Raw genomic sequence first — 21834 nt, forward strand, 5'->3', positions numbered from 1 at the left:
CCACGGCTGGAAACAGGTGCAACCAGTATAAGGAGTGGGTGTGGCATTTCAATGAATATTCCTTGCACAGATCACCTGTCGCCGCTTTTCTGCATAAGCTCAATGCAGTTCACTGCCAGTTTGCGAGAGGTCCATCGTGCTTATCCGTCATAAGTTGATCCTGAATACCGTGCTGGTTGCCGTTGCCATGCTGGTACTGAGCGGCCTGTTTATCTACTCCAGCCAGGTGCACCGTCATCTGACCGAAGCCCAGCGCAATATCGATCAGCTGGAGATCGCCATGCTCAACCTGCGGCGAGCCGAGAAGGATTTTCTGATCCGCAAGGATATGACCTTCGTCGAGCGCTTCAATCAGGGGCTGTCTGACTTTCACCAGCACAACCGGGAGCTGGTGACCGATGACAATCTGGCTGCCGTCGAGGGGGAGCTGACCAGACTGGATCAGCAGATCAGCGGTTATGGCAAAGCCTTCAACGATCTGGTGGCCCAGCAGAAGAAGATTGGTCTGGGGCCGGAGGAGGGGCTCTATGGCAAGTTGAGGGCGGCGGTGCATGAGGTGGAGAATGGGCTCAAGCAGCTGGATCAGCAGGGGTTGCTCATCACCATGCTGCAGCTGAGGCGGGCGGAGAAAGACTTCATGCTGCGCTCCGACATCCAGTATCTGGAGCGTTTCGAGACCTTGCACAAGAGTTTTCAGGATAGCCTTGCCACTTTGCCGGAGGCGGATCGCGGGAAGCTGGAGCAGGCCAGCAAGCAGTACCGGCAGGACTTTGTGGCGCTGGTGCAGGGAATGCAGATACTGGGGCTGAAAGAGGATGAGGGGCTGCGCAACCAGATGCGGGATCTGGTGCATCAGACCGAACAGGGGTTTGCCGCCGTCGATCAGCACATTATCGCTGAGCTGGAGCGGCAGAGCGCTCGCCTCAACAGCCTGATGCTGGTCTGTGGCGGTGTGATTGTGGTGCTGATCGGCATCATGAGCGTGTTGCTGGGGCGCAGCATCGATCGTCCCATTACTCAGGTGAATGACACCGTCAACCGTATTCGTCAGGATAATGACCTGCGCTTGAAGATAGAGCTGCGCGGGGCCGATGAAATGGCCCAGCTGGCAGGCAATCTCGACGTGATGCTGGGCGGGTTTCGCAACCTGATTGGCGATGTGAAGCAGAGCGTGCACACCCTGACCGAAGCGGCTGATCACCTCTCGGCCAACGTCAAGCGAACCAGTGAAGGGGCGGCGCGCCAGCTGCAGGAGACCGACATGGTGGCGACCGCGTCCACCGAGATGGGCTCCACCATCGAAGAGATCGCCCGCAACACCGAGCAGGCGGCCAACAATGCGCAGGCGACCAACAACAAGGCGATGGAGGGGCGGGCTGCGGTCGAGAATACTGTCGAGCAGATCCGCTCGCTGGCGGGCAATCTGGAGAGTTCATCCCGCGAGGTGAGCCAGCTGCAAAAAGAGAGCGAGACCATCGGCTCCGTGCTCGATGTGATCCGCGGCATTGCCGAGCAGACCAACCTGCTGGCCCTCAACGCAGCCATCGAAGCTGCTCGGGCAGGAGATCAGGGGCGTGGTTTTGCGGTGGTGGCCGATGAGGTGCGCAATCTGGCCATCCGTACCCAGAAATCGACCCAGGAGATTGCTGGCATCATCAGTTCGCTGCAGAAACAGACCGGCAGCATCGTCGAGGTGATGGCGACCTGCCGCGAGCAGGGCAACCGCAGCTCGGATCAGGCCAGTACTGCAGGGGAGTTGCTGGGGCAGATCACTCAGGATGTTACCCACATCATGGATATGAGCACCCAGATTGCGGCAGCCATCGAACAGCAGAGTCTGGTGGCCAACGAGGTGAACCGCAACGTCAACAACATCCGCGACATCGCCCAGGAGTCGAGCATCATGGCGGAGGAAAATGCGAGATCCAGCGAGGGCCTCAACGAGCAGGCCCAGCTGCTCAACAAGGCAGTGGCAAAATATCGGGTTTAGTGAGCAGACTGGCATCCTTGTGAGGTTTTTGCACCAGAGTGGCAATGATTTGATCGTAATGGCTGTTATTGGGGTAATTCGCTCATATAATCGCCGCCACTATGATGATTCGGAAGGATTCGATGGCAAAGTTGCTGGTGGCCGTATTCGGGCTGCTCTGTTCCTGTCTGGTATTGGCAGGTTCGGCGCCCCAGGCTACCCCACTCAAGCCCGGTATGGAGCCGCTACTCAGCTGGTTCAACGGGGCATTTACGAGCCGGGAGCAGGCCAGTTACGACAGCCGCTTTACCAGTGCCGAGCTGCGCCTGATGGAGATCTGGCCCGGCTATCAGGGCTATCGCTGGGTCTATGCCGAGCAGTACCTGAGCATGCGCTCCGTCCGTCCTTTCCGCCAGCGCATCTATCGCTTCTCCCCCGCCCCTGACGGGCGGATCCTGATGGCAGAGCTGACCATGCCCCGAGCCACCGATTTTGCCGGTGCCTGGCATGATCCCGCCCTGCTCGACAGTCTGACCCCACAGCAGCTCTCCTTGCGCCACGGTTGCGAGATCTGGCTGACCCGTACCCCCTCCGGCGAATATGCCGGTCATACCCGGGTGGGCCACTGCTCTACCGATTTTGGTGGTGCCACGACGCTGGTGCAGCATATCTGGATTGGCCCCGACAGCGTCAGACTGCTGGATCGCGCCTATGACAACGCAGGGAGTCCGCGCTGGGGTAGCCCGGGTGAGGGGTATGTCTATTTGCGTCGTTCCAAAGGGTTTGGCCAGTAGGGGAGAGTGCGTCTGGCTGCGGGAACATGAAGGATGAAAAACAGGGATCGTAAAAAAGGCGCCCATTGGGCGCCTTTTTCAGAATTCTTCAGAAGTAAAATTACTTCTTGGTGGTCATCGCACCGAAACGCTTGTTGAACTTGTCTACGCGGCCGCCGCTAGAAACTTCTTTCTGCTTGCCGGTGTAGAACGGGTGGCACTCGGAGCACACGTCCAGGTTCAGATCTTTACCGATGGTAGAGAAAGTGTTGATGACGTTACCGCAAGAGCACTTGGCGGTGATGGCTACGTAGTCAGGATGGATACCAGCTTTCATGGACAACCTCAATTAATAGGCCGTGTCGCCATCCGATCTCTTGTCGGACACCACACGATTGTTGAACACAGTTTCAAAGGCTGCGAATAATATAGGAAATGCCTGAGATCAGGCAAGTGGCTTCGCAGAAAAAATAGGCAACCCCTGGTGAATTCTTCCCAAACGCTGGATCTGGTTCGTGTCGCTGTCCCGGTACCGTTACGCCGTCACTTCGACTATCTCTCTCCCCTGCCGTTACCTGCCCCCGGTTGCCGGGTCGAGATCCCTTTCGGTCCCCAGACCCTGGTCGGGCTGGTGGTGGATCATCCGGCTGACAGCCAGGTGCCTCGCAACAAGCTCAAGCCCATCAAACGGGTATTGGACGCGGCTCCGGTGCTGGGGCCGGATATTCTGGCGCTGATGAACTGGAGCGCCAGCTACTACCAGCATCCGCTGGGGGAAGTGCTGCCCCACGCCCTGCCGGTGCTGGTGCGCAAAGGGGAGCCTGCCGCTTATCGTGAACTGGAGTTCTGGTTTGCCACTGAGGCTGGCATGGCCATCGACCTTAACGAGCTCAAGCGGGCGGCCAAGCAGCAGCAAGCGCTCGCCTTGCTGCGCAAGGGGCCGCAGACACCTTCCGCCCTCAAGCAGGAGGAGATCCAGAGCGCCGCCCTCACTGCGCTGGAGAAGAAAGGATTGCTGGATAAGCGCTCGCTGGAGCCGAGTCACGATGGCGATTGGGCTACCCGTTTCGAGCCGGGGGAGGGGCTGCGCCTCAATGGCGAACAGGCATTGGCCGTCTCCGCCGTCACCAGCCAGAGCGACAGGTTTGGTGCCTTCCTGCTGGATGGCATCACCGGCTCCGGCAAAACCGAGGTGTATTTAAGCATCCTCGAGCCCCTGCTCAAGGCGGGCAAGCAGGCGCTGGTGATGGTGCCGGAGATCGGCCTCACCCCGCAGACCATCAACCGTTTCCGCCGCCGCTTCAACGTGCCGGTGGTGGCGATGAACTCTGCTATGAACGATCGGGAACGGCTCGACGCCTGGCTCGCCTGCCGCGACGGCGCCGCCGCCATCCTGATCGGTACCCGCTCCGCGGTGTTCACCCCGTTTCACAACCTCGGCATCATTATCATCGACGAGGAGCACGATGGCTCTTTCAAGCAGCAGGACGGTTTTCGCTACCACGCGCGGGATCTGGCGGTGATGCGGGCTCATCGTACCGGTATCCCCATCCTGCTTGGCTCGGCTACCCCGTCGCTGGAGACATTGCACAACGCCCGCACCGGCAAGTATCACCATCTCACCCTGACTCGCCGTGCCGGTAACGCCCAGACCGCCCGTCAGGTGATCCTGGATATCAAGAGCGTGCGGCTGCAGGCCGGGCTCTCCCCCCAGTTGGAGCAGCTGATGGCGGAGCATCTGGCGGCGGGCAATCAGGTGATGCTGTTTCTCAACCGCCGTGGCTATGCCCCGGCTCTGATCTGCCACCAGTGCGGCTGGAGCGCCGCTTGCGAGCGTTGCGATGCCTGGTACACCTGGCATCAGGCCGGACGACGGCTGCACTGTCACCACTGTGACAGCGTGCGCCCGCTGCCCCACCACTGCCCCGAATGTGGCAGCAACGAACTGATCGGATCGGGAGTGGGCACCGAGCAGTTGGAGCAGCTGCTCGGCACCGTTTTCCCACAATATCCGGTGGTGCGTATCGATCGGGACAACACCCGTCGCAAGGGGGAGTTGGAGACCCATCTCGGCGACATCAAGGCGGGCAAGTACAAGATCCTGATCGGCACCCAGATGCTGGCCAAGGGCCACCACTTTCCGGACGTGACGCTAGTGGGTCTGCTGGATGTGGATGGCGCCCTGTTCAGCGCCGATTTTCGCGCCGCCGAGAAGCTGGCCCAGCTCTACACCCAGGTGGCGGGCCGCGCCGGTCGCGCCAGCAAACCCGGGTTGGTAGTGCTGCAGAGCCACCATCCCGAGCACGCCTTGCTGCAGGATCTGACCCAGAACGGTTACGGCCACTTCGCCGATACGGCGCTGAAAGAGCGCCGCTTGCTGGGGCTGCCGCCCTTCAGCTATCAGGGGCTGTTTAGGGCCGAGGCCAACGGCCGTGACGAGGTGCAGTTGTTCCTCGCCCGCCTCGCCGATACCCTGCGCAGCGCCCGCTATCCCCACGTTCAGGTGCTGGGACCCATCAGCGGCTTTATGGAGCGTAAGGCGGGCAAGTTTCGCATGCAGTTGCTGGTGCAGGGGCCAAATCGAGCGCCACTGGCCCAACTGCTGGATTGGGCGGTGAAGGAGCTTGAGGGGTGGCCCGAGACCAAAAAGGTGCGCTGGGGTCTGGATATCGACCCCACCGAGCTGAGTTGATGGTGCCGGAGCCGGTCGCTGGCAGATCTCGTCAGCGACCGGGTTTGCAATGCGGGTGCGGGGTTCAGACCCGCAGATCGATCTGCTGCACCCAGCCTCCTTTACCTTGTTCGGTGAGATAGAGGCCGGATTGGCGCAGCACCCCCTGATTGCCGCTCTCCCCCAGATAGTTGAAGGGGGTGTCGAGGGGGCGTAGCAGGATGGCGCCGAGCCCCAGTTCGACCAGAGCTATAGGTGCGTGCTCCGGATGCCAGAACTGCAGCGCTGAAAACTGGCTATCCCCCTCATCCAGCACCCCGTTGCCATCCTCATCCAGGGTGGCCAACTCGCCGAAGCCATTGCCGGAGCGGGCCCCGAACAGCTCGCCGCCATCGTCTATGGCGCCGTTGCCGTTGCGATCCAGCGCTACAAAGCCGCTGCCTTCACTCAAGCCCGGCAGGCTATCCTCCTTGCCATCCTGATCGATATCGAAAGTGACCCGAGCCTCGGTCAGGTCGGCGATCTTGCCATCCAGACTGAGTACCAGCGGATCCTTGAGGGCATTGAGAGTGGTGCGCCGCTGGCTCACCTCCAGCTGGCGCCAGTCGAGCACAAAGCCGAGATCGAGCTGAATAGTCTGACCATCCCGAGTCGCTACGCTGGCCGATGCCACCACGTTGAGCTGCTCCTGTTGCAGCAGGGTGTCAGTCACCTCCACCAGTTGATCCGTCTCGGCGGCTTGAGCCGCGGCGTCTCCTTGGGTCACTCCATCGCCTCCCTCTTCGGAGGGTTTGATCGGCTTGGGCAGCTCGATTTCGTGGCCCAGCATCGCCTCAATCATCAGCTTGATCAGTCGCTGGCGGTTATCCAGCCCATCGTCGGGAATGCCATCCTGCTCTTTGCCGACGTCCGCTGCGGGCGGGGAGGGCGGTGTTGCTGCTTGCTGACTGGCGGCTGATTGCCTTGCGGTTTGCAGCGTCAGGGCGCTGGTGAGGGTCAGGGTGCTGCTGCGTTCGCCGGCCGCTGCCGTGTTGTTGCCCTCCGGTGGATTGACGGCGGGTGGCACTGGCCCGAGGTTGCGCACCTTGCGGCTCTGGGCCTGTTGTTGCCAGTATTGCACCTCCCCCTGGAGGTCGTAGTGATCGATGCGCATACGTTCGCCCTCGGCGCTATACATCTGGTCAGTTATCGACCAGTCAATGAGCAGGGCTTAACACCAAATCGGACTAATCAGAGAGGTGGTTAGTACTAGGTTGCAAGGTGGTGGCGTGGCAGGATGATGGGCATGCGGGTGCTGGCCCGTTTGCCCAAGCGCAGGGCGCAACAAGTGAAGAGGAAGAGAGGATGAGAAATTGTCTGGTGATGGGGGCGGCAGGCTATATCGGTTCCTATCTGGTGCCCCACCTGCAAACGCTGGGCTACAGGGTGATTGCCGGGGCGCGCCGTCCCTGTCGCTTGCCTGAGGGAGTCGAGTTTCGCCTCGCCGACAGCCTCAAGCCGATCACACTGCTGCCTGCGCTGGCGGGCATCGATACCGTCTTCTATCTGGTGCATGCCATGGGGGCGGGGGCTGATTTTCACCGGCTGGAGCAGCAGGGGGTAAAGAACTTCGCTGCCGCCGCTCGTGCTGCCGGGGTGCGCCGCATCATCTATCTGGGGGCAATCCAGCCCGAGCAGTGCAACAGCCGCCATCTCAACTCCCGCCGCCATTGTGGCGAGTTGTTTCGTGACTCCGGCGTGCCGACGGTAGAACTGCGCGCTGGCATCATCATCGGGCCCGGTTCGGCGGCGTTCGAGGTGATGCGGGATCTGGTATTCAACCTGCCGATGATGGTGACGCCCAAATGGGTGCGCTCGCGCACGCCGCCGATTGCGCTGTCAAACCTGCTGCACTATCTGGGCGGGCTGGTAGAGGCCGACGAGGTGGATGGCCGCATCTTCAACGCGGTCGGCCCCGAGCTGCTCAGCTATCAACAGCAGTTGCAGAAGTTCGCCGCCCATATCGGCAAGCGCTGCCCCATCATTCCCATCCCGTTTCTGAGTCCGCGCCTCTCCGCCTGGTGGCTGCAGTTTGTCACCTCGGTGCCGCAGCCGGTGGCCAAGGCGCTGGTGGGCGGTCTCAAGCACGATATTCCAGCCGATGACAGCCCGCTGTGCGCCTTGCTGCCGCAGACCCTGCTCAGCTTCGACGAGGCGCTGGCGGAGAGTCTGGCGCTGGAGCAGAAGCTGGGAGCCGAACAGCAGGGGCAGGAGACGCCGCTCGGCCTGCGCTGGCGCCATCCCGAATATGGCTTCTACGACCGTACCGCCAGCGGCGAGGCCATCTGCCTCGCCTCTCCCGAGGTGGTGTGGCAGGTGTTGCAGCAGCTGGGGGGTGAGCAGCGCTACTTCTACATGAACGAGTTGTGGGTGGTTCGCGAATGGATGGATCACCTGATTGGCGGCCCAGCCCGCACCCGTGGCCGCACCAATCCGGATCGTTTCGTGAAGGGGGACATGCTCGACTCCTGGCAGATCCTCGGGGTGGATGAGGGGCGCAGGCTCGATCTGTTGTTCAACATGAAGGCCCCGGGCGTCGGGCGGCTGGAGTTCAACATCCTGCCTGAGGAGTCCGGGTTGACCCGCATCCGGGTCACCGCTCACTGGCACCCGCAGGGCGCCTGGGGGCTGGCCTACTGGCTCGCCATGCTGCCGTTCCACCTCTTTATCTTTCAGGGGATGACCGAAGCCATCGCCCGTCAGGCCGAAGCGAGGGCAGGTATCCCGGTGATGGATTAACCCTCTTCACATCATTCCCGCTGATAGAGTGCCCCGTTCGGGGCATTTTTTATGCGGCGGCCATGCCCGGTTATGGCAGATAGTGGTAGGCGTCTCATGGCAAAGGCTGGCATCATGCCGCGGTCTTGTTTACCGCGGATAGATAATCAGTCAGAAAAAGAAGGGATTATGAAGAAAAAACCGTCAATTTTGGGGGGCGCCTGCATCATTGCCAGCGTCTGCGTGGGAGCCGGCATGCTCGGTCTGCCGAGTTCGGGGGCGGGGGCCTGGACCCTCTGGTCGGTGCTGGCGCTGACCGTCACCATGGTGATGATGACCCTCTCCGGCTGGATGCTGCTGGAATCCTTCCAGCACCACGACATGCGGGTCTCCTTCAATACTGTGACTCGCGAGCTGCTGGGGGAGAAGCTCAATCTCCTCAACAACCTCTCGGTCTACTTTGTTGGCGGCATTCTGCTCTACGCCTATATCACCTCCTCCGGTGCCATCCTGCAGGGGATACTGGGGATCGACAGCAAGCTTGCATCCGTGCTGTTTGTGGCGCTCTTCTCTGCGGTGGTGTGGCACTCGACCCGCGCCGTTGACCGCATCTCTGTGGTGCTGATCGCCTTCATGATCCTCAGTTTCGCCCTCGGTGTGGCCGGGCTGCTCGGCAGTATCAAGCTGCCGACCCTGCTCGATCTGGCGGGCAGCGAGAGTCGCTACGCCCCCTATGCCATGGCGATGCTGCCGGTGGCGCTCACCTCGTTCGGCTATCACCACTCGGTGGCCTCTCTGCGTGCCTACTACCAGAACGAGCAGCAGGCCAGATGGGCCATTCTGGGGGGAACCCTGATCGCGCTGGCGCTCTACGTGCTCTGGCTGTTGGGGATCTTCGGCAACCTGCCCCGTCAGGATTTTGCTCCGGTGATTGCCAAGGGGGGCGATGTGAGTGTGCTGCTCTCCGCGCTTTCAGGGGTGATCGAATCGGAGAAGGTGGCTAGCGCAATCAACGGCTTCTCCATGGCGGCGATCCTCTCCTCCTTTATCGGGGTGGGGCTCGGGGTGTTCGACTATCTGGCTGATCTGTTCAAGTTCGACAACAGCCGCGCCGGTCGCTGCAAGACCTGGGCGGTCACCTTCCTGCCGCCGTTGGTGCTCTCCCTGCTCTTCCCGTTCGGCTTCCTGCTGGCCATCGGCTATGCCGGTGCCGCCGCCACCATCTGGACCTGCATCATCCCGGCACTGCTGGTGCTGCGCACCCGGGCGCGGGCCGAGCGGGGCGAAGTCACCCCCCATTTCGTCACCCCAGGCGGCAAGCTGATGGCCTGGCTGCTGATCCTGTTCGGATTGGCGACCGCGCTGTTCCACTTCCTGTCGATGGCAGATCTGTTGCCGGTCTATCTGGGCAACTGAGTCAGGTCTACAGCACTGGCAGAAAGGGTGGCAAGGCCAACTTGCCGCCCTTTTTGCTCCATTTTTATCCCATGCGGCAGAATCTATAACTAAAGTGGTAGGTGTGGGTGGGGTAAGGTGCTGAAATAACTGGTCTGATCTGGCTGATGGCAGCATGATCTGCTGGGCATGCCCACCGCTTTCTTTTATGATCCCCGCCCTTCTGCGTGCCCCCTGTCGGCACCTCATTTGCACCAACCACATCGGGGTCCCCCATGTCCGATCTGCGTCAAGAAGCACTCGATTACCACGCCCAGCCCGTACCGGGCAAAATTGCCATCGCCCTGACCAAGCCTGCCGAAACCGCCCGCGATCTGGCGCTGGCCTACAGCCCGGGTGTTGCCGAGCCGGTGCGCGAGATCGCTGCCAACCCGGCCGATGCCTACCGCTATACCGGCAAGGGCAATCTGGTGGCCGTCATCTCCAACGGCACCGCCATTCTGGGTCTGGGCAATCTGGGGCCGCTGGCCTCCAAGCCGGTGATGGAGGGCAAGGCCTTGCTGTTCAAGCGCTTTGCCGGCATCGACGCCATCGACATTGAGGTGAAGCACGAGACCAGCCAGCAGTTTATCGACACGGTGGCGGCCATCGCCGATACCTTCGGTGGCATCAATCTGGAAGATATCAAGGCGCCTGAGTGTTTCGAGATTGAAGAGGCGCTGATCGCGCGCTGCGATATTCCGGTGTTCCACGATGACCAGCACGGTACCGCTATCGTCACCGCCGCCGGTCTGCTCAATGCGCTGGAAGTGCAGGGCAAGCAGATCAGTGACAGCCGCATCGTCTGCATGGGGGCGGGGGCTGCCGCCACCGCCTGCATGGACCTGCTGATCAAGTGTGGTGCCAGGGCGCACAACATCTTCATGCTGGATCGTCAGGGGGTGATTCACACCGGCCGCAGCGATCTCAACAAGTACAAGCAGCGCTTCGCCAACGAGACCCCGCTGCGCACCCTGATGGATGTCATCGAAGGGGCTGATGTGTTTGTCGGCGTCTCCGGCCCCGATGTGTTGCCCGCCGAAGCGGTCGCCCTGATGGCGCCCAACCCGGTGATCTTCGCCTGCTCCAACCCGGACCCGGAGATCAAGCCTGCGCTGGCCCACGCCGTACGCAGCGACCTTATCATGGGTACCGGCCGCTCCGACTACCCGAACCAGATCAACAACGTGCTCTGCTTCCCCTTCATCTTCCGCGGTGCCCTCGACGCCCGTGCCAGCCGCATCAACGATGCCATGAAGATTGCTGCGGTCGAGGCAATCCGCGCGCTGGCCAAGGAGCCGGTGCCGGCCGAGGTGCTGACCGCCGCCGGGGTCAACGAGCTCGCCTTCGGCAAGGATTACGTCATTCCCAAGCCGATGGATGCCCGTCTGCAGCCGCGGGTTGCCCGCGCCGTGGCGCTGGCGGCGGTTGCCTCCGGCGTTGCCCGCATCGAGCTGCCCGCGGACTACATGCTGTAATCAGGCATTGCAAACGGCCCCATAGCGGGGCCGTTTTTATTTGTGCTTCTGACGACAGCCAGAGACGCCAGTCGGGTGACAGGTTGGGGCTGATGGAGGCAAATCGGGTTCAAAGGTGGTCAAACAGCGCTCTCCTCTGACACAATATTGCCACTATGACGCTAACGAGAATCAAGATGCAGCAGCCTGTCAGCGGCCGTTTGGCCCACGCCCTCTCCTTCTTGCGCCATGATGGTCGCCACTTTGCCCAGTTTGTCTGGGGCCGTTTCCAGCAGGACAGATTGACGGTTACCGCCGGTTATCTGGCCTATGTCACCCTGCTTTCGCTGGTGCCGATGATCGCCGTGGTGTTTGGCATGATGTCCGCCTTCCCGGTGTTCCAGAGCCTCAAACAGGCGATGGAGCAGTTCGTCTACCACAACTTCGTGCCGACCGCGGGCGATATGCTCAAGGAGTACATCGACGGCTTCGTCGCCAATGCAACCAACACCACGGCTGTGGGGATAGGGGCGCTGGTGGTGGTGGCGCTGATGCTGATCTCCGCCATCGACAAGAACCTCAACTACATCTGGCGCTCGACCCAGGGCCGCCCGCTGGCGCAGGCCTTTGCCATGTACTGGATGATCCTGACCCTGGGGCCTGTGCTTATCGGGGCCAGTATCGCCATCTCCTCTTACATCTTCTCGCTGCGGCTGTTTGGCGCCGAGAGCCTGTTCGGTATCGGTTATCTGCTGTTGCGCGGCTTGCCGTTCCTCTTCTCGGTGCTCACCTTCCTGCTGGTCTATACCGTGGTGCCGAACTGCAAGGTGCGGCTGATCCACGCCTTTATCGGTGCGCTGGTAGCGGCGACCCTGTTCGAGCTGGCCAAGCGCGGTTTTGCCATCTACATCACCAACTTCCCCTCCTATCAGGCCATCTACGGTGCGCTGGCCACCATTCCGATCCTGTTTGTCTGGGTCTATCTCAGCTGGCTGGTGGTGCTACTCGGTGCGGAGACAACAGCCTGCCTCGGCGAATACGAGAAACCGGCGAGTGAGGAGCTTGGCTAAGCCATCGCCTTGCCCACCGGTTTATTGGTAGCATCGACGACCGCCCCTGTGAGGGGGCGGTCGTTCTGTTTTCAAAGGAGAGGGATGTGATTGCACTGATTCAGCGGGTCAGCGAGGCCAGCGTGACTGTCGAGGGGGAGGTGACCGGCGCCATCGGTCAGGGATTGCTGGTACTGCTCGGGGTAGAGCAGGGGGATGACGAGGCCAAGGCCGACAAACTGCTGCACAAGGTGAGCGGCTATCGGGTATTCAGTGACGAGAATGGCAAGATGAACCTCAATGTCGGTCAGATCGGCGGCAGCCTGCTGGTGGTCTCCCAGTTTACCCTGGCGGCCGATACCAAGAGCGGGATGCGCCCGAGCTTCTCCTGCGGCGCCCACCCGAGCGAGGCCGAGCGGCTCTATGACTACTTCGTGGCCAAGGCTTCAGCCAGCGGCATCCCGACCGAAACCGGCCGTTTTGCCGCCGACATGAAGGTGGCGCTGGTCAACGAGGGGCCGACGACCTTCTGGCTACAGGTCTGAGGATGTTTCGTCCCGCGGTGTGACGTGGACGATCACGTTGATGAGCCCCGCTACCGGATAGGGGGTTGCCGGGCCAATCCACTGTTCGATCAGCGTCAGGGCGTGGGTTAGCTCAAGCGCGGTGCGTGGCAGCAGGTTGATCACCAGCGTGCCGCAGAGGCGGGGAGCCAGCGCCCGGTAGAGCCGCTCCTGAAACAGCAGCAGCGGGTTGCCATCCTGACTGAAGAGATCGAGCAGGATGAGGTCGTACTGCTGCTTGCTCTGCTCGAGAAAGGCGAGGGCATCGGCCTGATGGAGTGCCGGAGCGGCGCGTTCATCGCTCTCCTGATGCTGGAAAAACTGCTGATAAACGGTCAGCACCTCTTCGTCGAGGTCAACGCACTCGTGGCGGGCCGAGGGCCAGCGCTGACTCAGATGGCGGGTGAGATCGCCGCCACCCAGACCCAGTTCGAGGATCTGCTCAGCCCGCTCCGGCAGCAGGCAGGCGATGACACGTTGATGGGGCAGACAGAGGGTCGCGGGGTCGGCGAGCAACATGGCGGATTGCACCACGCCGTCTATCTCCAGCCAGCGGTGCTGGTCATTTTCCTGTACCGTGAGGCGGCGCTGGGGTTTGACGCTGAGGTGCAACAAGTGATCGGCTTGGTACGCTTGCAGATTGAAGTCCATGAATTTGCACGGCAAGATGGTTTCCGACCAGTGTAACTCAAGGATGAAACTATGTACCGGGTAGTCACCCCTCAGACAGTCGCCGAGCTGGATGCCTACTACCAGTTGCGCTGGGAACTTCTGCGTAAGCCCTTCAATCTGCCCGTCGGTTCCGAGCGGGACGAATACGACACGGTCGCCATTCACCGGCTGATGCTGGCACCCGATGGTACCCCCATCGCGGTGGGCCGCCTCTTTATCGGCGGTGACGAGGCGCAGATCCGCTTTATGGCGCTGCGTCCCGAATATCGCGGCCAGGGGCTGGGCGCCAAAATGGTGGAGGATCTCGAGGAGCTGGCCCGCAGCGAGAAGGTGAAACGGCTGGTGATGAACGCCCGTCAGGAAGCGGTGGAGTTCTATCGCAAGTGCGGCTTTCTCGAAGTGGGGGGCGGCCCCGTCTCCTTTGGCCGGATTCCCCATCGCCAGATGATCAAATCCCTGAGCCCGTTGCAGACTATCCAGTACCGGCCGGAGTGGTGTCAGGATCTCACCACCCGCTGGTCACGCGGGGTGCCCATCAGCGAGAAGATGGGGATGCACATCAGCCACTACGATGGCCAGACTTTCCACCTCAAGGCCAATCTGGCGGCCAACTTCAACGTGCATGGCAGCATGTTCGCCGGCAGTGTCTACAGCCAATGCGTGCTGGCGGGCTGGGGGCTGATCTGGCTGCAACTCAAGGAAGAGGGGCTGGTGGGCGAGCCGGTGCTGGCCGAGAGCACCATCAAATATCATGGCCCGGTCGATGAGGAGCCGGAGGCGCGAGTGGCCCGCGAGGGGATGCCCGCCGTGCTGCAGCCGCTCAAACGGGGCGAGCCTGCCACCTTCAGCCTCAAGATCCAGCTGTTCAGCGGCAGCAAGCTGGCGGCGGAGTTCTGCGGTCACTACGTGGTGCAGCCGCCCCGCCGTCCGGGCCAGTAACCGCGCCGTTTCCCCATCAAACAACAAGGCCTCATCATGAGGCCTTGTCTGTTTTTACCCTTGCAGGCTGTCGCTTGTCTGCCCGGCTTGGGTCTGCACTTGTGCCTGGTTTTGGGCTTTCGGTGCGGGAGCCGGTCGCCAGAGCGGGGCGCTGTTGCCTTGCGGCGGATAGCGTACTCCCACTTCCCAGCCGCAGGCGTCCTGCTTCTGCGGGAAGCTCCAGGCCAGTGTGGGTTCCGTCAGCGGCCCGCGCCACTGGCCGAGCAGCTCGGCGCAGCGGTTGCCGTTGAGGATCCCCAGATCCAGCTGCCACTGCTCGTTGACCAGATCGATCCCCCCTTGCAGCGCCAGCAGATGAGTGATGGTGGAGGCGCCAGCCTGCTCGACTTGTAGTTGCCCCTTGTCGATCTTGCCCTGCAGCTTGATGCGGTAGAAGGGGGTGTCGCCCTCCTGCATCGCCTGCCACAGCTGATCCGGCGTCAGGGTGGGCGGGGTCGCGCCCTTGAACCACTCATCCAGCAGTGGATCTATCTTCACCTTGTCCCAGAACGGCTCGTCGGCATCGAGGGCAAAGCTGCCTTGCAGGGTCTGGCGCCACTCGCCCGCCGTTTTGCCGTGTTCGGCTTGCAGGTCGGCGCTCACGTCCGCTTTGCCAGCGAAGGAGACAGGGGAGTGGAATATCTTGCCCCATTGCTGCAGATCCAGCTTGGTCGTCTGCAGTTGGAGGCGGCTGCTCTGGCCCGGTTCGCGGCCCCACTGGCCACTCAGGCTTAGAGTGCCCTCATCCGGTAGCGAGCTGGTAAGTTTACCCAGTTGCCAGGAGCTGGGGGTCAGCTCCCCATCCAGCTCGCCGTTGCGGGCGCTGAGGCCATCCCACACCAGCTCGAACCACTTGCTCTCGATACGGGCACGGCCGAGCAGCGGGCCGGGTTGGTTATCGCGCAGGGCGAGATCGCTCAGATAGAGCTGCCAGCCGGTCAGCGATAGGGGCAGGGTATCGTCGAAGGAGAGCACCTTGAGCTTGTCGAACGCCAGCTTGCGGATATCCACCTGCTGCGGGCGCCAGCTCTGCCAATCCTGCCACCACCCTTGCGGCAGGCTGATATCCATGCCGCTCAGCGCCACGTCTTTCAGGGTCAGCTTCTGCTGCTGGGTATCGAGGGAGAGCTCGACATTGAACTCCCCTTCATAGGCCTTGCCCTGCAGTTCTCCGTCGATCTGCTGGGGTGAGAAGGCGAGCTTGCCCTTGATCTCCTCCAGCTGGAACAGGCCGCGCCCCATGTCGCCCAGGGTGCCGCTCAGATAGCCGGTGGGCTGGCTGCCCGCCTGCCAGTTGAAGGCGGTGAGCTGGCCGCTGAAGTTGTTGAAGGAGAGCTCCTGATTGATGTCGTTGAGGCTGACGCCGTCCAACTGACCGCGATCCAGCGACACGCTTTGCAACGGGAAGCGCTGCGGGAAGCCTTGTTGTGTCAGATCGCCCAGCTCCACCCGCATGCCGCGCGCCTTGAGATCGTGCAGTTGCAGGGTGCGGGCGGGCCAGTCCAGCACCATGCCGGTCGCCAGCAGACCTTCAAACAGGTTGGTCACCAGCTTGTCGGTGCGCAGCACTTCCCCCTCCAGCCGTCCTTGCAGGCTGAGACGGGCGAAGGTGAACTGCGGAGTCTCCAGCTGGCCGATATTGAGGCTCAGGTTGGCCTGTGGTTGCCGTTTCGGATCGATCAGCTCCCAGTCGCTCAGGGTGGCATTGAGGCCGCGCAGGGTCAGCTCGGGGCTCTCCAGACTGAGCCGGTCTATGGTGCTGTCACTGATGGTGAGGGAGTGCACCGGCAGGTTCGGCAGTTGGTTGGGCAGCGGCAGCTTGATGGCGGGACGAATGAGATCGAGATGGGCGATGCGCACGTCGCGGCTCAGCCAGTCGATGCTCTCGATCTCCAGATAGATCTTGTCGAGGGAGACCGCATCGCCGTAGTGCACCTGCTCCGCCAGCAGGGTGTAGGGGTGGAGCGGGTTGAACACCAGTCGCCCTATGGTGACCGGCACGCCGGTCTGCTGGCTGATCCAGCTGGCGATGGGGCCTTTGGCGCGCTCGGCGTCGAACAGGCCGAGGGCAACCCAGACAAACAGCAGCAGGAAGGCGAAGGTGTAGAGCAGGCCGCGTAGCCAGGAATTCATGGTTGCTTTCCTCCTGTTTTGGGATGTGTTGTCAGGCGTTTGAGTAGTGGCCTCGCAGACCGAGCCAGCGCCGTATCAAGGGTTCGACATGACTCGGATGCCTATCCATAAGGACATGTGCCCATCTTCTGCATCTACTTCGATCAGGCATTGGAATAGTGATCCCGTAAGCCGAGCCAACGGCGAATCAAGGGTTCGACATGGCTTGGGTGCCTATCCATGAGGAAGCGCGCCATTTTTTGCACCTGCGGAATAAGCGGCTGATCCCGCACCAGATCGGCGATCTTGAGATCGGCCAGACCGGTCTGGCGGGTGCCGAGCAGTTCCCCCGGGCCGCGCAGTTCCAGATCGCGCTGGGCGATGAGGAAGCCATCGTTGGTCTCCCGCAGCACCCCGAGCCGGCTCTGGGCCGTCTTGGACAAGGGGGCATGATAGAGCAGCACGCAGTGAGAGGCTACCGCACCACGGCCAACCCGACCGCGCAGCTGGTGCAACTGCGCCAGTCCCAGTCGCTCCGGGTTCTCGATGATCATCAGGCTGGCGTTGGGCACATCCACCCCCACCTCGATGACGGTGGTGGCGACCAGCAGTTGCAGTATGCCCGCCTTGAACTCCTCCATCACCCGCTGTTTCTCCACCGGACGCATCCGGCCGTGCACCAGCCCGATGTGCAGGCCGGGCAGCAGGGTCTGCAGTTCGGCGGCGGTATCCTCGGCGGCTTGGCACTCCAGCACCTCCGACTCCTCGATCAGGGTGCAGACCCAGTAGGCCTGCTTGCCCTCGGTGCAGGCGAGTTTGACCCGCTCGATCACGTCGCCGCGACGGCTGTCGGGCAGCGCCACCGTGGTGATGGGGGTTCGGCCCGGCGGCAGTTCGTCGATGACCGAGGTGTCGAGGTCGGCATAGGCGGTCATCGCCAGGGTGCGGGGGATCGGGGTGGCGGTCATGATCAGCTGATGGGGATGTACCCCTTCCCGCTCCCCTTTTTCCCGCAGGGCGAGGCGCTGATGCACCCCGAATCTGTGCTGTTCATCGATGATGACCAAGGCGAGGCGCTGGAACACCACCTGCTCCTGAAAGATGGCGTGGGTGCCCACCACCATCTTGACGCTGCCATCGGCGATAGCGGCCAGCGACTCTTCCCGCGCCTTGCCTTTCTGTTTGCCCGCCAGCCAGCCGACTCCGATGCCGAGCGGTTCCAGCCACTTGGCGAAGTTGATGGCGTGCTGTTCCGCCAGCAGCTCGGTCGGTGCCATCAAGCCCACCTGACAGCCATTGCCGATAGCCTGCAGGGCGGCCAGCGCCGCGACCAGCGTCTTGCCGGAACCCACGTCACCCTGCACCAGCCGCATCATGGGGTGGCTCTGTTGCAGATCCTTGCTTATCTCGGCCACTACCCGGCTCTGGGCGCCGGTGGGCTTGAACGGCAGGGCGCCGAGCAGTTGTTCAACCAGCGCGGGCGCCGGTTTGAGGGCGCGGGCCAGCTGGGTTTGCGCCTGAGCGCGCACCTTGAGTACCGAGAGGTTGTGCGCCAGCAGCTCCTCCAGTACCAGTCGCTGCTGGGCCGGATGTTGGCCGCTTTCCAGCAGCGGCAGCGCTACCGATGGGGGCGGGCGATGCAGCAGTTTCAGGGCGGCGGCCAGTTCAATCTGGTGGGGATAGAGGCCGGCGGGCAGCAGCTCCTCCACGCCATAGAGGTCGAGCTGGGCCAGCGCCTGATCGGTGAGGTTGCGCAGGGTGAGCTGGCGTAGCCCTTCGGTAGTCGGGTAGACGGGGGTGAGCGCCTCTTCGGTCTGACCGGCCTGCTCCTCGCCGAGCAGCTTGTACTCGGGGTGGGCCATCTCCAGCCCGTATTTGCCGGGACGCACCTCGCCAAAGCAGCGGATCAGGCGGCCCGCCGCCAGACTGTTTTTCTGGGCGGCGGTGAAGTTGAAGAAGCGCAAGGTGAGGGTGCCGGTGCCATCGCTGATGCGACAGACCATCATGCGGCGGCGCCCCATCACCAGCTGAGTGTCCTGGATTTCGCCCTCGACGGCGCCGTGCAGGCCGGGCGGCAGATCGCCGATGGGCCACACCTGGGTACGGTCCTCGTAGCGCAGGGGGAGGTGGAACAGCAGATCCTGTACCGTGGCCAGCCCCAGCCGCTCGAGCTTCTCCAGCATCTTGCTGCCGACACCCTTGAGGCTATCGAGAGGAATTTTATCCAATTTCATCAATTAGATGCCCGAAAACACTGTAAATATGTCCAGATGATAGGGGTTGTTGAGGGGCCGATGCAAGCCGAGTTGCTGCTGGCTGGGCCGTCAAAGTGGGGGAAACGGCGGATATAACCAAGGCCTGCCGAAAACGGGAGGCCTTTGTGCGGCTGCCAACAGGCAAGGTGCGGGCGCATGGCGCCCGGAGTCAGATGATGCGTTTGAGCAGCAGGTGGGCCTTGACCCTGTGGATCCGTCCCAGCAGCTTGCGCACCTGTTCCGGGTAGTCCTGAATCTGCTCAACCTGATCAAAGTGGCTGATCCGCTTGGTGTTGGTCAGGATGTTCTCCCGCTCCGCGTTGAACTGGGGACGCAGCAGGTGGCGACGATCGTGTACCAGCAGGCCGTTCTCCAGATCCAGCGCCCAGGCGCGGGGGTTGAGGTTGTTGCCGGTGAGCAGGGCCCACTCGTCATCCACGAAGATCCCCTTGAGATGGTAGGAGTTGCGCTCGCAACACCAGAGCATCAGGTTGAGGCGACCGTCGTCGATGTGGCGCTGGTTGCGCTCGGCAAACTTGCGCAGGTTGGTTTCGTAGAGATAGGGCAGGCCACCGATGGTGGAGAACTTCTCTTCCGGCGGAATGAAGAAGTCGTTGGCGGTCTTGTCGCCCACTACGATGGTGACTTTGCAACCGCGCTGCAGCAGATCCTCGATATCCTTGCTCAACTCCTTGGGCGGGTTGAAGTAAGGGGTACAGATAAAGATCTCCCGCTCGGTGGCACGCACCAGATTGCGGATCATCAGGTTGAGCTGATTGTTGCGCTTGCCCAGACCCACCATGGGGGTGACGGCCACCTCCTGAGTGTTGACCGGCATGGTGCTGAAGCGGTACTGGCTCTGGCGCAGGCTCTGCTTGAAGCGGCGGATCGGCCCCTTCAGCTGTTTGGCGCTGGGGATATCGCTGTGATCCAGTCGCTGCACCGCGTCGCTCTTCACGAACAGGTCGTCCACATAGTTGACCATGCTGCGGGCCAGCTCCGGGCTGGTGATCTGGTGATAGCGATCGAAGCGGTAGCGATCCTGCTGATGCAGGTAGATGTCGTTGAGGCTGGCACCGGAGTAGAGCACCACATCATCAAAGATGAAGCCCTTGAGGTGGAGCACGCCGAGCAGCTCGCGCCCTTTGACCGGCACGCCGTAGATTTCGATCTGGTGCTCGTGTTCGGCAGCCATGGCCTGATACATCAGGTGGTTGCCGCCCTGCTTGCCTTTGCCGATCAGGCCGCGCTGGGCACGGTGGAAGTCGACGAACAGCTTGATGTCGAGGGCCGGATTGCGCTGCTTGGCGGCGTAGAGGGCGGAGAGGATCTCCCGGCCTGCTTCGTCATCCTGCAGATAGAGCGCGACCAGATAGATGCGCCGGGTGGCACTGGCGATAAGCGCAAGAATGCGGCGTTTGAAATCCTGGGCGCTGTAGAGCACTTCAAACTGATCCGCTGCGACGGCGATCTGGGGCAGGCGCGCCAGCAGTTGTCGATAATGGGCCGATGAATGCATAGATAAACCTGAAATCACGGGGTTAAGCGTTCCACTCGGAGCGATGAATAGGCGATTCTAGCAATCTCGCCCTCTCAGCCAAAGAAAGAATCATCAGAAAGATGAAAAAGGCCTCACGAGTGAGGCCTTTTTGTCAGCATTTCGCCCTTGTCAGAGGAAGCTGTAGATGATCATCGCCATCACGCCGCCAGTGGTGCCGATGATGGTCTCCATCACGGTCCAGGTCTGCAGGGTCTGCTTCTCGGTCAGACCGAGGTAGCGGTTGGCCAGCCAGAAACCGGAGTCGTTGACGTGGGAGAGCACGATGGCACCGCCGCCGATGGCGATGGTGACGGCCGCCAGCTGGGCGCCGTTCAGACCGAGGGGCTCCAGCATCGGCAGCACCAGACCACAGGCGGTCAGCATGGCGACGGTGGCGGAGCCCTGAATCACCCGTACCGCAGCGGCCAGAATGAAGGCCAGCGCGACGATGGGCAGACCGGAATCGGCCAGCATGTTGCCAAGGGCAGCACCCACACCGGAATCAACCAGCACCTGCTTGAACACGCCACCGGCACCGGTCACCAGAATGATGACGCCTGCCGGCTGGATGGCGCTGTTGCAGACGCTCATCACCTCGTCACGGGACATGCCACGGCGAATACCCAGCAGATAGAAGGCGGCCAGACAGGCGACCATGATGGCAGTGAAGGGGTGACCGATGAACTCCAGCCAGTTGTGCAGGGTGGAGCCCGCCTCGACGAAACGACCGACGATGGTCTTGAGGCCGATCAGCAGCAGCGGCAGACCGATGAGGCCCATGGCCAGCCCGAAGGAGGGCAGGGATTTGCTGTCATCGTGGACGCTGTTCTGGGCATCGGCAGGCAGCGGCACATCGACGATCTTGCTGATGAAGTCACCGAACAGCGGGCCAGCCAGGATCAGCGCCGGCACGGCGGCGATCAGGCCGAACAGGATCATGTAGCCGAAGTCGGCACCCAGCTGGGATGCCACCAGGATCGGGCCCGGCGCCGGAATAAGGAAGGCCTGGCAAGTCGCGATACCGGCCAGCAGGGCGATACCAATCTTAACCACGCTGCCGCCGCCACGACGGACGATGGCGAAGGCGACGCCGATCAGCAGCACCACGGCCACGTCAAAGAAGAGCGGCAGGGCGCAGACAAAGCCGGTCAGTGCCATGGCCCAGTTGGCGCGCTTGACGCCGAACTTGCCGAGCAGGGTGTGGGCCACCCGGTCGAGGGCACCGGTCACTTCCATCACCTTGCCGAACATGGCGCCCAGCGCCACCACTACCGCGACGAAACCGAGGGTGCCACCCATCCCTTTCTGGATGGTGGCGGCGATATCGGCCGGGTTCATGCCAGCGGCGAGACCCGCCACCATGGAGACCAGGATCAGGGCTACCACGGCGTGGAGCCGGGCCTTCATCACCAGGAAGAGCAGCAGCACAATCGAGCCGGCGGCTGTCATGATCAGGGAGAGGTCAGACATTGTTATGCGTTCCTTTTTCCAAGTTCAGTCGTGACACCTTGCCGATCCGTCGGCAAACCATATCTTTATGATTTATTTAGATTTATGGCAAGGGCTCAACATCATATGCCCAGGTGACTATGGGTTTGCTCAGT

General features: G+C 62.0%; 16 protein-coding genes. 9 read left to right on the plus strand and 7 right to left on the minus strand.

The features are described from left to right. Nucleotides 1–136 precede the first annotated feature (136 nt). Entirely contained in the window at nt 137–1990 is a 1854-nt protein-coding gene (locus tag AB5Z05_RS03545) for a methyl-accepting chemotaxis protein (protein ID WP_368150112.1), read from the plus strand. A 122-nt stretch (nt 1991–2112) separates the two neighbouring features. Continuing rightward, a complete protein-coding gene (locus AB5Z05_RS03550; protein WP_021230765.1) occupies nt 2113–2763 on the plus strand; it encodes a chromophore lyase CpcT/CpeT in 651 nt (216 codons plus the stop codon). 100 nt (nt 2764–2863) lie between these two features. Here the strand turns inward: AB5Z05_RS03550 and rpmE are convergent, their stop codons facing one another. After that, nucleotides 2864–3079, minus strand: a complete 216-nt coding sequence (gene rpmE, locus AB5Z05_RS03555; protein WP_005340673.1) for a 50S ribosomal protein L31 — start codon at nt 3077–3079, stop codon at nt 2864–2866. A gap of 147 nt (nt 3080–3226) precedes the next feature. On the opposite strand from rpmE, the gene priA reads away from it, so the two are divergent. After that, a complete protein-coding gene (gene priA / locus AB5Z05_RS03560) occupies nt 3227–5434 on the plus strand; it encodes a primosomal protein N' (RefSeq protein ID WP_368150113.1) in 2208 nt (735 codons plus the stop codon). A 64-nt stretch (nt 5435–5498) separates the two neighbouring features. On the opposite strand, the gene AB5Z05_RS03565 is transcribed toward priA, so the two are convergent. Next, nucleotides 5499–6590 (minus strand): hypothetical protein, encoded by a 1092-nt coding sequence (locus tag AB5Z05_RS03565; protein ID WP_368150114.1) that lies wholly within the window; start codon nt 6588–6590, stop codon nt 5499–5501. Between the two features lie 167 nt (nt 6591–6757). Here AB5Z05_RS03565 and AB5Z05_RS03570 point away from each other — a divergent pair, with 167 nt between their 5' ends. From AB5Z05_RS03570 to dtd, 5 genes are all read left to right on the plus strand, one after another. Further along, entirely contained in the window at nt 6758–8191 is a 1434-nt protein-coding gene (locus AB5Z05_RS03570) for a DUF2867 domain-containing protein (protein ID WP_368150115.1), read from the plus strand. 168 nt (nt 8192–8359) lie between these two features. Then, nucleotides 8360–9586, plus strand: coding sequence for an aromatic amino acid transporter (locus AB5Z05_RS03575; RefSeq protein WP_159162701.1), 1227 nt, complete (start codon nt 8360–8362; stop codon nt 9584–9586). A 254-nt stretch (nt 9587–9840) separates the two neighbouring features. Beyond that, on the plus strand, nt 9841–11082 hold the full coding sequence (locus AB5Z05_RS03580) for a malic enzyme-like NAD(P)-binding protein (protein WP_368150116.1): 1242 nt from the start codon (nt 9841–9843) through the stop codon (nt 11080–11082). A gap of 176 nt (nt 11083–11258) precedes the next feature. Further along, nucleotides 11259–12131: a virulence factor BrkB family protein gene (locus tag AB5Z05_RS03585; RefSeq protein ID WP_005340664.1), complete on the plus strand. Its 873-nt coding sequence runs from the start codon at nt 11259–11261 to the stop codon at nt 12129–12131. A gap of 86 nt (nt 12132–12217) precedes the next feature. Beyond that, nucleotides 12218–12655 carry a D-aminoacyl-tRNA deacylase gene (gene dtd, locus AB5Z05_RS03590; protein WP_368150117.1) on the plus strand — a complete coding sequence of 146 codons (438 nt, stop codon included), beginning with the start codon at nt 12218–12220 and terminating at the stop codon, nt 12653–12655. Here dtd and AB5Z05_RS03595 read toward each other — a convergent pair. Next, nucleotides 12644–13324, minus strand: a complete 681-nt coding sequence (locus tag AB5Z05_RS03595) for a spermidine synthase (protein ID WP_368150131.1) — start codon at nt 13322–13324, stop codon at nt 12644–12646. The two genes, dtd and AB5Z05_RS03595, sit on opposite strands and share 12 nt — an antisense overlap. Nucleotides 13325–13375: 51 nt before the next feature. On the opposite strand from AB5Z05_RS03595, the gene AB5Z05_RS03600 reads away from it, so the two are divergent. Next, a complete protein-coding gene (locus AB5Z05_RS03600) occupies nt 13376–14284 on the plus strand; it encodes a bifunctional GNAT family N-acetyltransferase/hotdog fold thioesterase (RefSeq protein WP_042081677.1) in 909 nt (302 codons plus the stop codon). 54 nt (nt 14285–14338) lie between these two features. On the opposite strand, the gene AB5Z05_RS03605 is transcribed toward AB5Z05_RS03600, so the two are convergent. The 4 genes from AB5Z05_RS03605 to gntU form a co-directional block, all read right to left on the minus strand. Next, nucleotides 14339–16456: an AsmA-like C-terminal region-containing protein gene (locus AB5Z05_RS03605; RefSeq protein ID WP_368150118.1), complete on the minus strand. Its 2118-nt coding sequence runs from the start codon at nt 16454–16456 to the stop codon at nt 14339–14341. A 143-nt stretch (nt 16457–16599) separates the two neighbouring features. Beyond that, the gene (gene recG, locus AB5Z05_RS03610; protein WP_368150119.1) at nt 16600–18669 is read right to left on the minus strand and encodes an ATP-dependent DNA helicase RecG; all 2070 of its coding nucleotides are present in this window, start codon (nt 18667–18669) and stop codon (nt 16600–16602) included. A 190-nt stretch (nt 18670–18859) separates the two neighbouring features. Further along, nucleotides 18860–20209 (minus strand): CDP-diacylglycerol--serine O-phosphatidyltransferase, encoded by a 1350-nt coding sequence (pssA, locus tag AB5Z05_RS03615; RefSeq protein ID WP_021230775.1) that lies wholly within the window; start codon nt 20207–20209, stop codon nt 18860–18862. Nucleotides 20210–20359: 150 nt separating this feature from the next. Next, nucleotides 20360–21700, minus strand: coding sequence for a gluconate transporter (gntU, locus tag AB5Z05_RS03620; protein ID WP_069527617.1), 1341 nt, complete (start codon nt 21698–21700; stop codon nt 20360–20362). Nucleotides 21701–21834 lie beyond the last annotated feature (134 nt).

The sequence above is a fragment of the Aeromonas sp. R2-4 genome, from assembly GCF_040908365.1.
Classification (GTDB): Bacteria; Pseudomonadota; Gammaproteobacteria; order Enterobacterales; family Aeromonadaceae; genus Aeromonas; species Aeromonas veronii.

Bases quoted from the DNA above. Each gene is read 5' to 3' on its own strand.
- AB5Z05_RS03595 (WP_368150131.1), bottom strand. From the start codon at position 13,324: ATGGACTTCAATCTGCAAGCGTACCAAGCCGATCACTTGTTGCACCTC.
- AB5Z05_RS03550 (WP_021230765.1), top strand. From the start codon at position 2,113: ATGGCAAAGTTGCTGGTGGCCGTATTCGGGCTGCTCTGTTCCTGTCTG.
- AB5Z05_RS03580 (WP_368150116.1), top strand. From the start codon at position 9,841: ATGTCCGATCTGCGTCAAGAAGCACTCGATTACCACGCCCAGCCCGTA.
- rpmE (WP_005340673.1), bottom strand. From the start codon at position 3,079: ATGAAAGCTGGTATCCATCCTGACTACGTAGCCATCACCGCCAAGTGC.
- AB5Z05_RS03565 (WP_368150114.1), bottom strand. From the start codon at position 6,590: ATGTATAGCGCCGAGGGCGAACGTATGCGCATCGATCACTACGACCTC.
- recG (WP_368150119.1), bottom strand. From the start codon at position 18,669: ATGAAATTGGATAAAATTCCTCTCGATAGCCTCAAGGGTGTCGGCAGC.
- AB5Z05_RS03605 (WP_368150118.1), bottom strand. From the start codon at position 16,456: ATGAATTCCTGGCTACGCGGCCTGCTCTACACCTTCGCCTTCCTGCTG.
- gntU (WP_069527617.1), bottom strand. From the start codon at position 21,700: ATGTCTGACCTCTCCCTGATCATGACAGCCGCCGGCTCGATTGTGCTG.
- AB5Z05_RS03575 (WP_159162701.1), top strand. From the start codon at position 8,360: ATGAAGAAAAAACCGTCAATTTTGGGGGGCGCCTGCATCATTGCCAGC.
- AB5Z05_RS03570 (WP_368150115.1), top strand. From the start codon at position 6,758: ATGAGAAATTGTCTGGTGATGGGGGCGGCAGGCTATATCGGTTCCTAT.
- AB5Z05_RS03600 (WP_042081677.1), top strand. From the start codon at position 13,376: ATGTACCGGGTAGTCACCCCTCAGACAGTCGCCGAGCTGGATGCCTAC.
- AB5Z05_RS03585 (WP_005340664.1), top strand. From the start codon at position 11,259: ATGCAGCAGCCTGTCAGCGGCCGTTTGGCCCACGCCCTCTCCTTCTTG.
- pssA (WP_021230775.1), bottom strand. From the start codon at position 20,209: ATGCATTCATCGGCCCATTATCGACAACTGCTGGCGCGCCTGCCCCAG.